Consider the following 15408-nt stretch of genomic DNA (forward strand, 5'->3'; position numbering starts at 1 on the left):
GACGCCTCCGGTGACCGGCTCGGGCTCCTAGTAGAACGGGCCCGCGACGGGTGCCGTGTCGTCGAACGCCCAGGTCAGCTCGTTGCGCACTCCGACGACACCGTCGACGCCGGCGATGAGTTGCTCGGCGAACGCGACGGTGCTGCGCTTCGCGACCTGACCGGCAAGCTCGACCACGCCTTCGCGGACGCTGACCTCGACGGCGAACGGGTCGTCCCACAGACCGCGGTCGACGACATCACGCCGTACCCGGGCAAGAATCTCCCGGTCGGGCGCGAGGAACGCACTGAGCAGATCCGACCGCGTCACGATGCCGGTGAGCTCGTCACCGTCCATCACGACCAAGCGGGTGATGTCACGGGCCGCCATCAACCGCGCAGCCTCGTCCAGAGTGCATCCGGCTTCCACGGTGACCGCGGGGCTGGTCATCAGCATCCCCGCGGTCAACGCGTCCGCCTTCGATCGAGCCTTGCGGTGGAACCAGTTCCTACCGGACCGCCGCTGGAACTCTTCCTTGCGCAGCAGATCCGTCTCGGAGACGACACCGGCCACACCGCCGTACACGCTACGCACCGGGACCGCGCTGATGTGGTGCTCCGCCAAGATGGCGGTCACTGCTTTGAACGGTGTGTCCTCGGCGACGGTGACGACCTCGGTCGTCATCACGTCGGCGACTGTCAACAGATGGCGCATCATGACTCCTGGTGCCGGCGGACGATCGCAACGGGCGAGTCCGCATGGTGCAACAGACTTTGGCTGACGGATCCCAGCAGCAGGCCGGCGACACCGCCACGGCCGCGGGAACCGACGACCACCAGGGACGCGGTCGCCGACAGGCCGACGAGCTGAGCACTCGCCCGCCCCTCGAGAACCGACATCTTCACCGGCACCTTCGGATACTTGTCCCGATACGGCTCCAGGCTCTCCGCCAGCCAGTCGATCAGAAACCGACGGGTGCCGGCGATCGAAGAGGCGCGCTGAATCTGCGGCTGCCAGCAGTGGACGATGATCAGGTCGTTGCCGGAGCGGGCCGCCTCCTCGAACCCGAAGATCGCCGCCTGTTCCGAGTCCGGCGAGCCATCGGTCCCGACGACCACGGGACCGGCGCGGCCTGCGCCACGCACAACGACCACCGGGCACGGTGCTTTCGCCGCGACCGACGTCGCCACGGAACCCAGCACGGCCGCCGACATCTTGTTCCGCGACCTGGTCCCGACCACCACCATCTCGGCCCGCGCCGCCTCGGCCAGGATCGCGTGGGCCGGATCGAAGTCCGCCAGCCACCCGGATCCACCGTCGTACCCGAGCCGGTCCCGCGCGTACTGCACAGCGGCATCGAGCTCGGCCCGGTACTTGTCCAGCGGCATCGGCGGTGGCACATAGCCCTCGACACCGACCGCCGGCCACTTGCTGAGCTCATCCAGATAGGCCCGGACCACCCGGACCGCCGACCCGCGTCCCTTGGCCGCCTCGACGGCCCATCGCAAGGCGATCTGGCTCTCGGGCGTGTCGTCGATGCCCACGAGGATGTACTTGCCCATCGATCCGGTTCCCTTCAGTGACTCGGGTGCTGGGCAAGGATTTCCTTCAGCCCGTCGACGAACGCCAGCGATTCGTCATAGCTGCGCTGCCAGACGTTCCGGCCGAAGATCAGCCCTAGGCCGCCGGCGTCCATCGCTTCCTCGGCCTTGCGGTACATCGCGTCGTCGCCCGCCTTCGAGCCGCCGGACACGAGCACGAGCGTGCGATTCGCGGACCGCACCACCGCGTCGATCGCCTGCTGTGGGGTGAAGATCTCCTCGTACGGCGGTTTCACGTTGTCCCGTTTGTCGGGGTGCGGGAAGTTCACCTTCACCACGTCGGCACCGAGCTCACTCGCCACCCGGGCCGCGTAGTCGACTGCGTAGAACGAGTCCGTGCCGCCCTTGGCCTCGATCGCCGCGCCGCGCGGGTAGGCCCACACGATCAACGGCATGCCGAACCGTTCCGCGTCGGCGCGGATCTGCCGGTACTGCGCGAGGTCCGCTTCCTGCGCGGGAGATCCGACGTACAAGGTGTAGCCGACCGCGTCCGCACCGAGCCGCACCGCGTCCTCGACACTCGCGTGCACCGGTGACAGTGCCGCGGCGTCGGACGGGATGTCGGTCTTGCCGTTCAGCTTGAGGATGAGCGGGATCTCACCCGCGTAGTCCCAGTAGAACTTCTCCGCCAGCCCGATCTGGATCGCGATCCCGTTGAACTCCCCGGCGATCGCCAGCTTGACGACATACGCCGGATCCGATGCCTGCGGGTTCGCGAAGAAATCCCGCGGCCCGTGCTCCAGCCCCTGGTCGTACGGCAGGAACATCGCCGTTCCGTTCCGCAACCCGTGATCGAACAGGATCCGGCGGAGCCGTGTCTTCTTGCCGGCATTCAGACCGAGCTCACCCAACGGCGGTCGCGTCTGCATGATGGTCATCTCCCGGTCGTACCTCCCCGGAGCCTCTCGCCCCGGCCCACTTCCAATCTCGCGCGGCCCGCACCGCCACGGCAGAGCCGTCGGACCCGATCCCGGCGGGACCTACCGGCCCGCCGGGCCGGATCCCGTCGTGATGACGGTGAATCTCGTGGCCTCCGGCCACCTTCCGTCGGTCCGCTCCCGGCGAGCCGGTCGTTCCCCGCACTTCTAGGCTCGCCCAAACCCTGCCGCGGTGATCAGGGCCCAAGGTCCCGATCTCGGCGACCACCTGACCCGTCCGTCGCGATCATGTCAGTGGACGTAGGCCTGCAGCTCGTTGATCAACGCGGTGAGCACGACCTTCGCGTCGCCGAAGAGCATCGCGGTCCTCGGGTTCGTGTACAGCTCGTTGTCGATGCCCGCATAGCCGTGGCCGAGCGAGCGCTTGACGACGATCACACTGTGGGCCTTGTCGACGTCCAGGATCGGCATCCCGGACACAGAGTTGCCGGCCCGGCGCGCGGCCGGGTTGGTCACGTCGTTCGCGCCGACGACGAGGACGACGTCGGTCGCCGGGAACTGCGGATTGATTTCCTCCAAATCCTTCAGCTCCGGGTACGGCGCGTTCGCCTCGGCCAGCAGGACGTTCATGTGGCCAGGCATCCGCCCGGCGACAGGGTGGATGCCGTAGCTCACATCGACGCCGTGCTCGGTCAGCGCCTGGGCCAGCTCGACCACTTCGTGCTGTGCCTGCGCCGCGGCCAGACCGTATCCCGGCACGATGACCACCCTGCCGGCATACGCCAGCTGCAGCGCCGCATCGTCGGCGGTGACCGTCCGAGCCGCGCCGGTTGCCGCGATCGCGGGCCGTGACTGCTCGTCACCGGTGCCGAATCCGCCGGCGACGATGCTCAGCAGCGACCGGTTCATCGCGACGGCCATCAGCTTGGTGAGGATGCCACCCGCCGCGCCGACCAGTGCACCGCCGATGATCAGCGGCGTACTGCCGATCACGAACCCGGCCATCGCCACCGCCGTGCCGGTACACGCGTTGAGCAGCGAGATGACCACCGGCATGTCGGCTCCGCCGATCGGTAGCGTCATCAGTACGCCCAGCGCCAACGCGGCGACCGTCAGCACCCCGAGTGTGGCCAACCCACCGAGCGCGGTGTACAGGCAGCCGGCCGTGATCGCGATCAGGCCGAGCACCAGGTTGACGGCCCGGGCGCCGCGGAACGTGAGCGGCCGTCCGGGCACGAACCCGGCCAGCTTGCCCGCCGCGATCAGGGACCCGGAGAACGTCACGCCGCCGATGAGCACGTCCAGGAAAGTCGTGAGGGTCGTACTGATCGGTCGATCCGCCGCCGTCCCGGGTAGCGCATCCGCGAAGGCGATCAAGGCCGCGGCACCGCCGCCGACCGCGTTGAACAGGCTGACGAGCTGCGGCATCGCGGTCATCTTCACGCGCCGAGCGGCCACCAGTCCCACACCGGCTCCGACCGCGACACCTGCGGCGAGGGCGGCGGCCGCGATGGCCGTGATCGTCCCGCCATGGACCAGTACGACGACTGTCAGGCCGACCGCGACCGCCATTCCCAGCGCAGACAGCTGGTTGCCGCGTCGCGCGGTGGCGGGCGAGTTCATCAGGTGCAGGCCGAGCACGAAACAGATCGCCGTACCCAAGTAGAGCATATGGGTCGTGGTGTCGAAGAGAGTCATCGTCCGGCTCCTGTCTTCGGCTTGGCCCGGAACATCTCGAGCATGCGATCGGTGACGACGTACCCGCCGACCACGTTCGCCGCGGCGAACCCGGCCGCCACGAACAGCAGCACGTAGCCCACGGTGGTGTCGAGGCTCGCGGCAACGATCATCACGCCGACGACCACGACGCCGTGGATCGCGTTCGATCCCGACATCAGCGGTGTGTGCAGCGTCGCCGGCACCCTCGTGATGACCTCGACGCCGACCAGCACGCTGAGCACGAAGACCGTGATGTCGGCCAGCAGCAGGGGTGTCATGACTGTGCCTCCTTCGGTTCGGGCGGTTCGATGACGTTCCCGTCGTGGCAGATGAGCAAGCCCGCGGTGATCTCGTCGTCCGGATCCAGTACGACGCGGCCGTCGTGCACCAGGTGGTCGAGCAGCGCGACGACGTTGCGAGCCCAGGCGGTAGAGGCCGCCCGCGGCACCTGCGAGGGCAGGTCGGCGGCTCCGAGCACAGTGACGCCGTTGTCCGTGATGTGCTGTCGATCGGGACTCGAACCCGCGACATTGCCACCCAGCGGACCGGCGGCCAGATCGACCGCCACCGAGCCAGGCGCCATCGCTGCAAGCGCTTCGGCCGGCACCAGCTCCGGCGGCCGGTGGCCGGGTACCTGCGCCGTCGTGATGACGACGTCGAAGTCGCCGATCGCGCCGGTCATCGCGCGCCGCTGACCAGCCTGTTCCTCGGCCGACAGCACGCGAGCGTAGCCACCCTCACCACTCGCCGAGACGGTGTCGCCGACATCCAGCACCGCGGCACCGGTTGACGCGATGTCGGCCCGTGCCGCCTCCCGCACGTCGTACCCGCTGACCAGCGCGCCCAGGCGGCGCGCCGTACCGATGGCCTGGAGTCCTGCCACACCGCCGCCGAGGACAAGCACCTTCGCCGGCCGAACCGTTCCGGCGGCGGTCATCAGCATCGGGAAGAACCCACCGAAGGTGTCTGCGGCCAGCAGCGCGGCCTTGTAGCCCGCAACGTTGGCCTGGGAGGTCAGCACGTCCATCGGCTGGGCCCTGCCGAGCGTCCGCGGCAAGCGGTCCAGACTCAGTGCCGTGACCTTCGCAGCCGCAAGCTCGACGACCAGATCGGGCGCCAGCACTGGTTGGAGCAGACCGATCAGAACTTGTCCCGGTCTGAGCAGTCCGCGGTTCGACGGCCGCGGGGCACGGATCACGACCAAGACATCCGCTTGTGCGTAGACCTCCTCTTTGGGCACAACCCGGGCGCCGGCGGTCGTGTACACCTCGTCCGGGAGCCAGGCAGCGCTGCCCGCGCCCGCCTCGACGATCACGTCGAGGCCGGCATGGCGCAATCTTGCGACCGCGTCCGGAGTGAGCGCCACCCGGTTCTCGCGTTCTGAGGTTTCGGCCAGACAGCCGATCAGCAGACTCATCTGTGAGCTCCTCTGTCAGAACTGGAAAACGACCCGCGCCGGGACGTCTCCGGCCAGCACGTCGGCGATGGACTGGTTCACGTCGTCGAGCTTGCGGTCGACGGCGATGACCCGGGTCCGGCCGGCCGCGTGCAGGGCGAACACGTCGGCGAGATCGTTGCGCGTGCCGACGATCGAGCCGATCACGGTCTTGGCGTTCAGCACGGTGTCGAAGATCGGCAGGCTGAGCGCGCCGTTGTTACCGGGCAGAGCCACGCAGACCAGTCGACCGCCGCGGCGTAGTGACCGGAAGGCCTGGTCGAACGACTGCGGACTCGCCGCGAGCGCGACCGCGACGTCGGCGCCACCGAGCGCCTGGATCGCCTCGACCGGGTCGGTCTTCGCCGCGTTCACCACGTGGTCCGCACCGAGATCAGTGGCCATCTCCAACTTCGAGTCCTCGATGTCGACGCCGATGGTGATGCCGCCGGCGATCCGCGCGTACTGCAATGCCAGGTGTCCGAGCCCGCCGACGCCGAAGATCGCGACCGTCTCGGCCGGAGCGACACCGGCCACCTTGATCGCCTTGTACGTCGTGACTCCGGCGCACGTCAGCGGCGCGGCGTCCCGCGAGGACACCTCGTCGGGTACCGGCGTCGCGAACGCCGCCGGAAGTACGGCGTACTCGGCGAAGCTGCCGTTGACCGAGTATCCAGAGTTTCGTTGCTCCAGGCACAGGGTCTCCCAGCCGCCGATGCAGTACCGGCAGCCACCGCACGCGTAGCCGAGCCAGGCAATCGCGACCCGGTCGCCGACTGTTCGATCGGTGACCCCGGCGCCCAGCTCCACCACGATGCCGATGCCTTCGTGGCCGGGAATGAACGGCGTGACCGGCGTGACCGGCCAGTCGCCATGGGCCGCGTGGATATCGGTGTGGCACAGTCCACTGGTCTCCATCCGGACCAGGACATCAGCCGGGCCAGGCCGGGGAATCGGCACCTCCTGGATCTCGAGTGGTTCGCGGAAGTCGGTGACGACTGCGGCTTTCATGAGTGTCCTTTCGGTTGCGCCCCTGTCGAGCGGGAGTGTGCACCGAGAATCACCAACCGCCTCATCACCCTCACATCCCTTCAGGTGGTGGCCCGGTCTGGTGCACCAGGCCGGGCCGGGTCGGGTCGGGTCGGAGTCAGTCGGTGTGCTCGATCGTGATCGTGCGCGCCTCGGCCGGCTTCGCCGAGATCGGGACTGTCACCTCGAGAATTCCGGCCGTGTACTTGGCGACGACGGCCTTCTCATCGGCTCCCTCCGGCAGTAGCACCTTGCGCAGCAGCGTGCCGTAGTGGAACTCCGAGCGGGCACCGTCGTGCTCCTCCTGTTGACGAGTCGCGGTGACGGTCAGTACGCCGTTCGCGATCTCGACCTTGATGTCCTTCGCCGGATGCAGGCCAGGCAGCTCTGCCCGGACGACGTACTTCTCGTCGTCGGTGAACTCCTCGATCCGGACGCCGCGCATCATCGCCGGCATGGGGAACAAACTCGGCAAGCCCTCGGCCCAGTCGAACAGGTCCGCGAGCTGACGCCGGTTGTCCCTGTGTTGAAGCGTCGTCATAGTGGCTCCTTTCCGTTGTCTTCCTTCACTTCCACAACACCTCGCGCCGCAACGACTCAGCAGGGCCCAACGCACCGGACCCGGTAGACCTTCGACCCTGACGCCGTCGCCGACCAGCCGAGCCGAGCCGGTTGACGGCGAGCAGGCTGAGCAGGGCGATCATGCCGCCGACCAGACCGTCGAACAGGTAGTGGTTGGCGGTCAGGACGATCGCGGCGAGCATCAGGACGGGCATCAGCCAGCCGAACGCACGCATGATCGAGTGACGGGCGAGACCGGCGACCGCGATCCCCATGAGCAGGTTCCAGCCCAGGTGCAGACTCGGCACTGCGGCGTACTGGTTCACGAAGGCCGGCGGCTGCAGCACCCGGTAGGCCTCGGTCTGCTCCGTGACCGTGTCGACGAAGCCGTACGCCGGCAGGAAGCGCGGCGGTGCGACCGGGAACACGGCGAAGATCATCAAGCCGATCCCTCCGGAGATCAGCATCGCGTTCCGGAACGTCCGGTACGCGTCGCGATGCCGGATCAGCAACCACAGCAATGTCGTCAGCAGCACTGGCCAGTGCCCGTAGATGTAGATGTAGCTGACCGCGTTCGCTATCCACCCGTGCGCGGTGACGGCGGCCTGGAGCTTCGGCTCGACGAAGACACCGGCCGATCGCTCGATGCCAACGATGTGCTCGGCGTTCCGGTAGGCGACGTCGGTCCTGGTCGCGATCACACCCCGGACACCGAAGTACAGCACGATGGCAGCCGCGATCACGATCACCTCGCGCGCGACCTGTTGCGCCCGGCCGGCACTTCGCAGCATCGATATCTCGCGCCCGGCGGCCATCAGTACTCCCTCCCCTCCTCGTCGTTCCACCCTCGCCGAGCCGTCCGGGTGGGCACAGTGCCTTAGCTCCCCGCTCTCGGCGGCAAAGGTCCAGGACAAGCGTCAGGATGCCGACCTTGGACGAGCCGGTCGTCGTCCAGCTCGTGAGCCAGGTTCGACAGCGTCCGCGCGACGGCGAGCTCGTCACCGATCTCGGCGACATCGGCATCGTCCGGACTCCGGCGCGCGGCGCGCCCGCTTCCCGGCCATCGTCCGAACCTGTTCCACTCCGGACCAGGGCCATCCGGTCCAGCCGAAGCGGGAACTTCTGCACTGTCGCGTGATCGAGAGCCGAAGTGTGCTGGAAGTGAGAGAAAGGAGCCGGCCATGCGCGACATCGACAGAGCCCGCGCGCAACGCGACGCGAAGCGCAGCGTGGCCAACCGCCCGACCACCGGATCGTCCCGACTCGAGCGGGCCATGCTGCGCCGCCTCAGCGTCGAGCTCTACAAGGAGCGCCGCCGCAGGGACAACGCAGCGGACGAATCCGGAGCGCCGTGATCACCCTCTTCGTCGTGCTGACCGTTGCATGTCTGCGCGACATGGGCTCCGGTCCAGGCACCCGCCTGGCTCGGCGCCGGCGGTCGCTTGCACGGCGTCGAGTGCCTCGTGGTGACCACCGCCCAGGGCGAGGGCAACTGACAGGTCAGCTGACCGGGACGCGGGCTCGGGCGGCGGCCGGGCTGCGCATGCTCGACAACGACGTACCGATGCCATAGGTGAGGAAGTGCCCCTCGGGGAAGATCTCCACGATCCGGCAGTCGGCCAACCGTTCAGCCGGGACCAGCTTGGCCAGCTCCGGCAACAGCGACGTGATGTGGCGATGGCCGGCCGGGTGAACGACGGCACGAGCGTGGAAGCTGATCGTGGCCGGCGGGATCGGAGCCAGCAGAGCCATCAGACCGCCACGCCGTACCGGCACCGTCACCGCGACCTGGCCGGTCGCCGGGATGTGCAAGGCCTTCCAGCTGTCCGGCGCGACCGCGACGTACAGCCGGCCCCGGCCGCTCGTGTAGACGACACCACTCGACCGAGGCTCGCCGTTCGGTGTCACGTAGCTCAGCACCGCGAACGATGCCTTGGCAACCTGTCGCCAGATCTCTTCCCTGCTCGGTTTCCGGCGTACTCCGTTGCCGATCGCAACCTTCAGCTCTGCCTGACTACCTGTCGTGGCCATCGTGGTTCCTCCTACCTTCGGTGCTGAGCCCGCTCGGACCACCGTTCCGGACCCAGGCCGAACCCAACGGCGGCTCCGACGACGACGCCAAGACCGAGAAGCGCTGCCCGTAGTCGCTTCATAGCAGGCTCCTTGGACGTGTTCGTGTCACGAGGGCACCTCTTTCACTCAACTCCACACTCCTTCCGGTCCCGCCTCGGCGGCAGGGCCGATAGGCCTGCACCCGCCTGGCGCAGGCCGCCTGTGAACCCGGGTCGTCGTCCCCCAAAGCCACAACGTTGTCCCGCTGTATCAGGACCTCCGGCCCTGGGCCGCGAGCGCTCCGCGACAGAGGCTGGTCGGAGAGTCGACGGCGGAGGTGACGCAAGATGGAGCGAGCCGGTGCCCGTCCACGGATCGTCGGAGCGAGCCTGTTGTTCTGTGCCGGATGTCTCGTGCTCGGAGTCGGCATCGGCCTCGGCCCGCCGTACCTGGCCAAAGCCGGGATCCATCCCGTCACCTTCATAGGCATCGCTGTCCTGGCAGCCGGACTGGTGCTGCTCGCTCTCGGCGGGGTAGCACTGGTGCGCCTCGCCCGGAGCTGGCGCCGCATCCTGGTCGTCCCCGTCCTCCTCGCCATGCTGGCTACCGCAACGCTGTCGGTCGGTCAGGCGGTTGCGGCCACGAACGTTCCGCCGACGACCGTCGGCTCGATCACTCCGGCAGATCGCGGCCTGACGTTCGCCGAGGTCACGTTCCCGACCGCTGACGGGGTTGTGCTCGCCGGCTGGTACATCCCGTCGCGAAACCACGCGGCCGTTGTCTTGCTCCATGGGGCGGGCTCGACTCGCTCGAGTCCGCTCGACCACGCTGTCGTGCTGGCCCGACACGGGTACGGCGTACTGCTCGTCGACGCGCGTGGTCACGGCCGCAGCCACGGACGCGCCATGGACTTCGGTTGGTACGGCGACCAGGACGTCGCCGCGGCCGTGTCGTTCCTACAGACCCGACCGGACGTCGACGACGACCTGATTGCCGCGGCCGGGTTGTCGATGGGCGGCGAGGAAGCCATCGGCGCGGCGGCCGGTGACCGGAGGATCCGTGCTGTCGTGGCCGAGGGTGCGACCCATCGAGTGGCTGCCGACCGAGCGTGGCTGTCCGACGAATACGGCTGGCGCGGCACCCTCCAGGAGGGTCTGGACCGGCTGACCTACAGCATCACCGGCCTCCTCACCGGCGCAGATCCCCCGCGGACGTTGCGCGATACGGTCGATGCAACCGCGCCACGAAAGGTCCTGCTCATCGCAGCCGACGACCGTGCCGACGAAGGAAACGCAGGCCGCTACATCCAGTCCGCGGCGACCGGCAACGTCGACCTGTGGATCGTCCCCGGCACGGGACATACCGATGCTCTGCGAACCCATCCGCGCGAATGGGAACAGCGCGTCACCGCGTTCCTCTCAACCGCACTCGATCTCGAAGGCAACAAGGTCTCGCCATAAGACCCGGTGATGGGACCTTGCGGCCTAGGCAATCCAGGCAGGAGGACTCTGCGGCAGGCCCGCCGACGGAACCACGATGAGTACGTGGGTACTTCGAATCCAGAGCCACAAGGGCTCAGTCAGCATCGTCGCGACCTGGCGCTGCTCGCAGTCATCGGCGGCGTCGGATTCGCCGCAGTTCCCGACTCGTGCGACGAGTGGCACGTGAGGCTCTTCGCGTGCTGAAGGAAGGAGATGTGTGATGTCCAAGAAGGTACTCATTGCCTACGGCACCAAGATGGGCGCGACCGCGACCATCGCGGCAGTCATCGGCTCCGAGCTCCGCGCCGCCGGCCACCAGGTCGACGTTCGCGAGGTCGGTGCCGTCCTGGCGGTCAGCGAGTACGACGCCGTCGTCGTCGGTAGCGCGGTCTACCAGTCCCGCTGGCGCCCCGAGGTCGTTCACTTCCTCCGCCACCACGAGCGGCAGCTCCGCAACCGCCCGGTCTGGCTCTTCCACAGCGGCCCGATCGGTCCGAGCAAGAACCAGGACCAGCCCCTCCCACCCGACGTCGTCCGGCTGGCACGTCTCATCCAGGCAGCACCGGTCAAGACCTTCGCCGGTGAACTCCAGGCCGACGCGGTCACCGCACGCCTGTCCCACCGAGCCGAACTCGAGCACCTGATCAGCGACTCCAGGGACTGGCCCAAGATCCGCACCTGGTCTCGAGAAATCGCCACCGCCCTGCAGCCGCCGCGAGCCGAAGCTGCCGGCAATGGCCCGCCTGTTGCTGCAGGCAAGTAGATCGGCTGCGTCCGGAGCCCGGCGGCGTACGGCGCGCCGGCGAGCGTCGACGACCGCGCTCGCCTGGCTCCGCAGCGCGGTCGGCCTGCTGGTTCTGATCGCTGTCGTCGACTATGTCGTATTGCCGAGAATGGCCGGCAGCGAGCAGTCACTTCGCCTGTTGCGAAACGTCGATCCGTGGTGGGTAGGCGCCGGAATCGCATGTGAAACGATCAGCCTGGTGAGCTACTCGCTGAGCACTCGCAGCGTGCTCAGGAGGAGACCACCAGGCTTCGGTTGGCTGCTGCGCAGCGATTTGACCGGCTACGGCTGCGGACACATCGTGCCGGGCGGTGGTGCCACGACAACCGCGCTCCGGTATCGGCTCCTGGTCTCCGGTGGCGCGGCGCCGACCGACGTCGCCGCGGCAATCGCAGTACAGGGCGTCGGGTGTGCGGTGAGCCTTGCCGCGATCCTCTGGGTTGCACTGATTCCCAACCTCGTATTCTCCGGGCCCACCACGCCGTACCTGATCATCTGGCTCATCGGCGCCGTACTCGCCGGCTGCGGCGTCGTTGCCACCCGGAAGCGTTCGCGGATGGCCGCGAGCGCCGCCGCCGTCCTCGGCTTCGCGCTCCGCCGGCTCCCGCGACGCTGGCGCCCCCGCGCTCACGAGATCGCAGCCCAGCTTCGTGACCTGCTGTCCGATCGGGAGGTCCGCAGATTCTTCCTGACCTGGGCCACGCTCAACTGGCTGCTCGACGCCGCGGCTCTCTGGTTCTTCCTGATCGCCTTCGGACACCCGATGAACCCCGCGTCGCTGCTGCTCGCCTACAGCATCGCCAGCCTGCTCGCAGTCCTGCCGATCACACCCGGCGGACTCGGCATCATCGAAGGCGTCCTCATCCCGGGCCTCATCGGTCTCGGCGTCCCCGGCGGGGTCGCCGTACTCGCCGTCGTCTCCTGGCGGCTCTTCCAGTTCTGGATCCCCGTCCCTGTGGCGGGCCTCTGCTACTTGTCCTTGCGCACTCCAGGCTGGCGCGACAGAGTCGCCGCCACGACCCGCGAGAACGCCACCCGGTAGCAGGATCTGGTCTTGAAGCCGGACCAGTGCTGATATGAAGCATGGAGCGGCAACTGGTGCACGAGGAGCTCGAACGGGCTCGTGCGGACTTTCACCGATTGATCGGGGCGGCCGATCGAGCAGACCTGCTGAAGGCTACGAACGGCACTCGCTGGAACAACCGTCAACTGCTGTTCCACATGCTGCTCGGCTACCCGATCATCCGCGCACTCCTGCGACTCGTGCGAGTATTCGGCCGCCTACCACAGAGGGCCGGCTCTGCATTCGCCCGACTGCTCAACGCCGCAACCCGGCCGTTCGACCAGGTGAACTTTCTCGGTTCGTACGCGGCTGGGCATACGGTGAGTCCTGACCGGATGGTGATCATGTTCGACCACGTCGTCGCCAAACTGCATCAGCGGATCGACGCCGAGTCCGACGCGGATCTCGCGCGCGGAATGCACTACCCCACGCGGTGGGATCCGTTCTTCAAGGACTACATGACCTCGGCAGACGTCTACCACTTCCCCACGCAGCACTACGACTTCCACCGTCGCCAGCTCACGCTGCCCGGCGCCCTTCGGGAGCCGTGACTGGTGGCCCTGGTCGGGCGTGACCATCTGCCCTACTCGGCACGGTATGAGCGGCGAATGCTCGAGGTAGAGACCTTGGAGGCATTCATGTCCAGACGTGTACTGGTGGCGTATGCCAGCAAGATGGGAGCGACGGCGGAGATCGCCGAAGGGATGGGCGCCGAGATCCGGCAGCACGGGCATCTGGTCGACGTCCTCGATGTCAGGCAGGTCCGATCGATCACCAAGTACGACGCCGTCGTGCTCGGCAGCGCGATCTACACCCGGCGCTGGCGTTCGGAAGCCGTTCACTTCCTGCGCAAGTACGCCGATGCCCTTCGCACCCGGCAGGTCTGGCTGTTCCACAGCGGTCCGGTCGGGCCACACGCCGATCAGCCTCAAGCGATGCCGAAGAACGTACTGCGGCTCGCTGAACGCGTCGGCGCGACCCCGGCGGTGACGTTTCCCGGCCGACTCGAACTCGAGACCGCCAAAGGATTCCTCGCTCGCCGCATGGCCGTGACAGAACTCGGCGGGGATGTCCGCGACTGGGACCTCGTCGGCGCCTGGGCGAACGACGTTGCCGAGGCCATCTCCTCGGTCGAAATCAGCTCCTGGCCCCGCTTGGAACCGCACCTCGAGGAGATACCCCGATGAGTTTCGACCTCGCCACCATCTTGTCCGAATCGGCGCGCAGCCATCCCGGCAAGACCGCCGTGATCCCGGGCGAGTACCGGACGACGTACGGCGGACCTGGACGCCGCCTCTGACCGGTTCGCGACCGGACTCCACGCCGAGGGCGTCGCCCTGGCGACGCGGTCGGCCTGCACCTGCCCACCCTGCCGCGATTCGTGATCGCGTACCTCGCTTGCTGAAAGTGGGTGCGATCGCGTCGAAATCTTGCCCAACCACGACGCCACCGTCCGCCTCGTCGGCGCCGTCCTGGCCGAGCAGACCGACGAATGGGCCGAGGGACCCGCTCCCTCGGACTCGACTCCTGCCTGCTGCCGCCTGACAGCCGTCGCCAACCCCGAGCGCGGAGCCGACGACCTGCCCGCACTCACCCCGTGACCACAACAGGATCGCGCGGCGCCATGCCGGACGGTGTTCAGCGCGGCTTCGAGCGCTGCCGGGTTCTTCGCTCGACGGCTCAGGTAGACGTCTTGGGTGAGCGACGGTCGGGCGTGCACGAGCTGGTTCGCGATCTGCCGCGCGCTCTGTCCGGTGTCGTCCAGGATGGTCGCCGTCGGACTTGACCTGGAGCGCGCTCCAGCAGCCAGGGTGGGGGTCATGAACACCAAAAACACCGCAGATCGGGTCGTCCTCGGCACGATGTACCTGGGCACGCGGCTGGACGATCGGGACAGCTTCGCCGTGCTGGACCGCTATGTCGAACTGGGCGGCCGCTGGATCGACACTTCGAACAACTACTCGTTCTGGGAGGACGAGTCCGGCTTCGGCGGCCAGAGTGAGGCCGTGATCGGCCGCTGGCTACGCGCCAACCCGGGCGTGCCGGTCAAGATCAGCACCAAGGTGGGAGCCCAGCCGACTCACCCCGGCGGCTTCCCTGACCACCTGGAGGGGCTGGCAGAACCGACTGTGCGTCGCTCGTTGGACGAAAGCCTGCAACGGCTGGGCAGAGACCAGGTCGACCTGTACTGGGCGCATGTGGAGGACCTCAACGTGCCGCTCGCTGATCTGATCGGAACGTTCGGCCAACTGGTCGCCGACGGCCGACTCGGGGCCTACGGCCTGTCGAACCACCCGTCCTGGCGCGTGGCCGAAGCGCGGCTACTGGCCGGCCAGGCCGGACTGGCGATGCCGACGGCCTACCAGCAGCGCTACTCCTATCTGCAGCCGGCGCCGGGCGCCCCGGTCGAAGGGCAGCCGATCCCGCTCGGCATGCTGTCTGCAGACGGTCTGGAACTACTGCGCCGCAACGACGACCTGACGGGTTGGGTCTATACGTCCTTGCTGCTCGGCGCCTACGACCGCGACAACCGGACGCTGTCCAGCGAGTACGAGCACCCGGGCAACACCCGGCGGATCGCGGCGCTGGACGAGGTTGCGAAGGAGCGGGGAATGTCCCGAGGTCAGATCGTGCTGGCCTGGTTGGCCGATGGTGATCCGCAACTGATGCCGATCGTCGGCGCCAGCCGGTCGGAGCAGGTCGAACAAGCATGGGCCGGGGCGGGCACCGAACTCACGGCCGAGGAGCGGGCCCGGCTGGACGCCGCCTACTGAACCTCACCCCGAGCAGGGGCAGGGTGGGGTTGCCTGAACGCCTCGACCTGCT

The 15408-nt window shown here is 68.0% G+C and carries 19 protein-coding genes and 1 pseudogene; 9 read left to right on the forward strand and 11 right to left on the reverse strand.

What is annotated here, in order from left to right:
* Nucleotides 1-27: 27 nt before the first annotated feature.
* From OG817_RS25780 to OG817_RS25825, 10 genes are all read right to left on the reverse strand, one after another.
* Complete coding sequence (locus tag OG817_RS25780) at nt 28-693, reverse strand: CBS domain-containing protein (RefSeq protein WP_406047198.1); 666 nt, start codon at nt 691-693, stop codon at nt 28-30.
* Complete coding sequence (locus tag OG817_RS25785; protein ID WP_406047199.1) at nt 693-1541, reverse strand: universal stress protein; 849 nt, start codon at nt 1539-1541, stop codon at nt 693-695. Before OG817_RS25785 ends, OG817_RS25780 begins: the two co-directional genes overlap by 1 nt.
* A gap of 14 nt (nt 1542-1555) precedes the next feature.
* The gene (locus tag OG817_RS25790) at nt 1556-2458 is read right to left on the reverse strand and encodes a class I fructose-bisphosphate aldolase (RefSeq protein ID WP_406047200.1); all 903 of its coding nucleotides are present in this window, start codon (nt 2456-2458) and stop codon (nt 1556-1558) included.
* A gap of 291 nt (nt 2459-2749) precedes the next feature.
* Nucleotides 2750-4156, reverse strand: a complete 1407-nt coding sequence (locus tag OG817_RS25795) for an NAD(P)(+) transhydrogenase (Re/Si-specific) subunit beta (protein WP_406047201.1) — start codon at nt 4154-4156, stop codon at nt 2750-2752.
* The gene (locus tag OG817_RS25800) at nt 4153-4455 is read right to left on the reverse strand and encodes an NAD(P) transhydrogenase subunit alpha (protein ID WP_406047202.1); all 303 of its coding nucleotides are present in this window, start codon (nt 4453-4455) and stop codon (nt 4153-4155) included. The genes OG817_RS25795 and OG817_RS25800 overlap by 4 nt, the downstream gene beginning before the upstream one ends.
* Nucleotides 4452-5594: an NAD(P) transhydrogenase subunit alpha gene (locus OG817_RS25805; RefSeq protein WP_406047203.1), complete on the reverse strand. Its 1143-nt coding sequence runs from the start codon at nt 5592-5594 to the stop codon at nt 4452-4454. Before OG817_RS25805 ends, OG817_RS25800 begins: the two co-directional genes overlap by 4 nt.
* Nucleotides 5595-5609: 15 nt before the next feature.
* Nucleotides 5610-6623, reverse strand: a complete 1014-nt coding sequence (locus OG817_RS25810) for a zinc-dependent alcohol dehydrogenase (protein ID WP_406047204.1) — start codon at nt 6621-6623, stop codon at nt 5610-5612.
* 136 nt (nt 6624-6759) lie between these two features.
* Nucleotides 6760-7182 carry an Hsp20/alpha crystallin family protein gene (locus OG817_RS25815; protein WP_406047205.1) on the reverse strand — a complete coding sequence of 141 codons (423 nt, stop codon included), beginning with the start codon at nt 7180-7182 and terminating at the stop codon, nt 6760-6762.
* A gap of 25 nt (nt 7183-7207) precedes the next feature.
* Nucleotides 7208-8017, reverse strand: coding sequence for a phosphatase PAP2 family protein (locus OG817_RS25820; protein ID WP_406047206.1), 810 nt, complete (start codon nt 8015-8017; stop codon nt 7208-7210).
* Between the two features lie 62 nt (nt 8018-8079).
* Nucleotides 8080-8394, reverse strand: coding sequence for a dsRBD fold-containing protein (locus tag OG817_RS25825; protein WP_406047207.1), 315 nt, complete (start codon nt 8392-8394; stop codon nt 8080-8082).
* Between OG817_RS25825 and OG817_RS25830 the strand changes: the two genes are divergently transcribed.
* Nucleotides 8384-8557, forward strand: a complete 174-nt coding sequence (locus OG817_RS25830; RefSeq protein ID WP_406047208.1) for a hypothetical protein — start codon at nt 8384-8386, stop codon at nt 8555-8557. The genes OG817_RS25825 and OG817_RS25830 overlap by 11 nt on opposite strands.
* A 145-nt stretch (nt 8558-8702) precedes the next feature.
* Here OG817_RS25830 and OG817_RS25835 read toward each other — a convergent pair whose 3' ends face one another.
* Entirely contained in the window at nt 8703-9233 is a 531-nt protein-coding gene (locus OG817_RS25835; protein ID WP_406047209.1) for a pyridoxamine 5'-phosphate oxidase family protein, read from the reverse strand.
* A gap of 368 nt (nt 9234-9601) precedes the next feature.
* Between OG817_RS25835 and OG817_RS25840 the strand changes: the two genes are divergently transcribed.
* The 8 genes and pseudogenes from OG817_RS25840 to OG817_RS25875 all read left to right on the forward strand — a co-directional run bounded on the left by OG817_RS25840 (nt 9602) and on the right by OG817_RS25875 (nt 15356).
* Nucleotides 9602-10714: an alpha/beta hydrolase gene (locus tag OG817_RS25840; RefSeq protein WP_406047210.1), complete on the forward strand. Its 1113-nt coding sequence runs from the start codon at nt 9602-9604 to the stop codon at nt 10712-10714.
* A gap of 84 nt (nt 10715-10798) precedes the next feature.
* Complete coding sequence (locus OG817_RS25845) at nt 10799-10939, forward strand: hypothetical protein (protein ID WP_406047211.1); 141 nt, start codon at nt 10799-10801, stop codon at nt 10937-10939.
* Nucleotides 10940-10955: 16 nt separating this feature from the next.
* The gene (locus OG817_RS25850) at nt 10956-11498 is read left to right on the forward strand and encodes a flavodoxin domain-containing protein (protein WP_406047212.1); all 543 of its coding nucleotides are present in this window, start codon (nt 10956-10958) and stop codon (nt 11496-11498) included.
* A complete protein-coding gene (locus tag OG817_RS25855; RefSeq protein ID WP_406047213.1) occupies nt 11470-12561 on the forward strand; it encodes a YbhN family protein in 1092 nt (363 codons plus the stop codon). Before OG817_RS25850 ends, OG817_RS25855 begins: the two co-directional genes overlap by 29 nt.
* Before the next feature lie 41 nt (nt 12562-12602).
* Nucleotides 12603-13133: a DinB family protein gene (locus tag OG817_RS25860; protein WP_406047214.1), complete on the forward strand. Its 531-nt coding sequence runs from the start codon at nt 12603-12605 to the stop codon at nt 13131-13133.
* Nucleotides 13134-13220: 87 nt separating this feature from the next.
* Nucleotides 13221-13769 carry a flavodoxin domain-containing protein gene (locus tag OG817_RS25865; RefSeq protein ID WP_406047215.1) on the forward strand — a complete coding sequence of 183 codons (549 nt, stop codon included), beginning with the start codon at nt 13221-13223 and terminating at the stop codon, nt 13767-13769.
* Nucleotides 13770-13997: 228 nt separating this feature from the next.
* Nucleotides 13998-14183: pseudogene (locus OG817_RS25870) on the forward strand (IS256 family transposase); the annotation flags it as partial.
* A gap of 219 nt (nt 14184-14402) precedes the next feature.
* Entirely contained in the window at nt 14403-15356 is a 954-nt protein-coding gene (locus tag OG817_RS25875; protein WP_406047216.1) for an aldo/keto reductase, read from the forward strand.
* Nucleotides 15357-15408 lie beyond the last annotated feature (52 nt).

Source organism: Kribbella sp. NBC_00889, from assembly GCF_045207705.1.
Lineage (GTDB): Bacteria > Actinomycetota > Actinomycetes > Propionibacteriales > Kribbellaceae > Kribbella.

Coding starts and splice junctions, on each gene's coding strand:
- OG817_RS25780 (WP_406047198.1), bottom strand. CDS start 693: ATGCGCCATCTGTTGACAGTCGCCGACGTGATGACGACCGAGGTCGTC.
- OG817_RS25785 (WP_406047199.1), bottom strand. CDS start 1,541: ATGGGCAAGTACATCCTCGTGGGCATCGACGACACGCCCGAGAGCCAG.
- OG817_RS25790 (WP_406047200.1), bottom strand. CDS start 2,458: ATGACCATCATGCAGACGCGACCGCCGTTGGGTGAGCTCGGTCTGAAT.
- OG817_RS25795 (WP_406047201.1), bottom strand. CDS start 4,156: ATGACTCTCTTCGACACCACGACCCATATGCTCTACTTGGGTACGGCG.
- OG817_RS25800 (WP_406047202.1), bottom strand. CDS start 4,455: ATGACACCCCTGCTGCTGGCCGACATCACGGTCTTCGTGCTCAGCGTG.
- OG817_RS25805 (WP_406047203.1), bottom strand. CDS start 5,594: ATGAGTCTGCTGATCGGCTGTCTGGCCGAAACCTCAGAACGCGAGAAC.
- OG817_RS25810 (WP_406047204.1), bottom strand. CDS start 6,623: ATGAAAGCCGCAGTCGTCACCGACTTCCGCGAACCACTCGAGATCCAG.
- OG817_RS25815 (WP_406047205.1), bottom strand. CDS start 7,182: ATGACGACGCTTCAACACAGGGACAACCGGCGTCAGCTCGCGGACCTG.
- OG817_RS25820 (WP_406047206.1), bottom strand. CDS start 8,017: ATGGCCGCCGGGCGCGAGATATCGATGCTGCGAAGTGCCGGCCGGGCG.
- OG817_RS25830 (WP_406047208.1), top strand. CDS start 8,384: ATGCGCGACATCGACAGAGCCCGCGCGCAACGCGACGCGAAGCGCAGC.
- OG817_RS25825 (WP_406047207.1), bottom strand. CDS start 8,394: ATGTCGCGCATGGCCGGCTCCTTTCTCTCACTTCCAGCACACTTCGGC.
- OG817_RS25835 (WP_406047209.1), bottom strand. CDS start 9,233: ATGGCCACGACAGGTAGTCAGGCAGAGCTGAAGGTTGCGATCGGCAAC.
- OG817_RS25840 (WP_406047210.1), top strand. CDS start 9,602: ATGGAGCGAGCCGGTGCCCGTCCACGGATCGTCGGAGCGAGCCTGTTG.
- OG817_RS25850 (WP_406047212.1), top strand. CDS start 10,956: ATGTCCAAGAAGGTACTCATTGCCTACGGCACCAAGATGGGCGCGACC.
- OG817_RS25855 (WP_406047213.1), top strand. CDS start 11,470: ATGGCCCGCCTGTTGCTGCAGGCAAGTAGATCGGCTGCGTCCGGAGCC.
- OG817_RS25860 (WP_406047214.1), top strand. CDS start 12,603: ATGGAGCGGCAACTGGTGCACGAGGAGCTCGAACGGGCTCGTGCGGAC.
- OG817_RS25865 (WP_406047215.1), top strand. CDS start 13,221: ATGTCCAGACGTGTACTGGTGGCGTATGCCAGCAAGATGGGAGCGACG.
- OG817_RS25875 (WP_406047216.1), top strand. CDS start 14,403: ATGAACACCAAAAACACCGCAGATCGGGTCGTCCTCGGCACGATGTAC.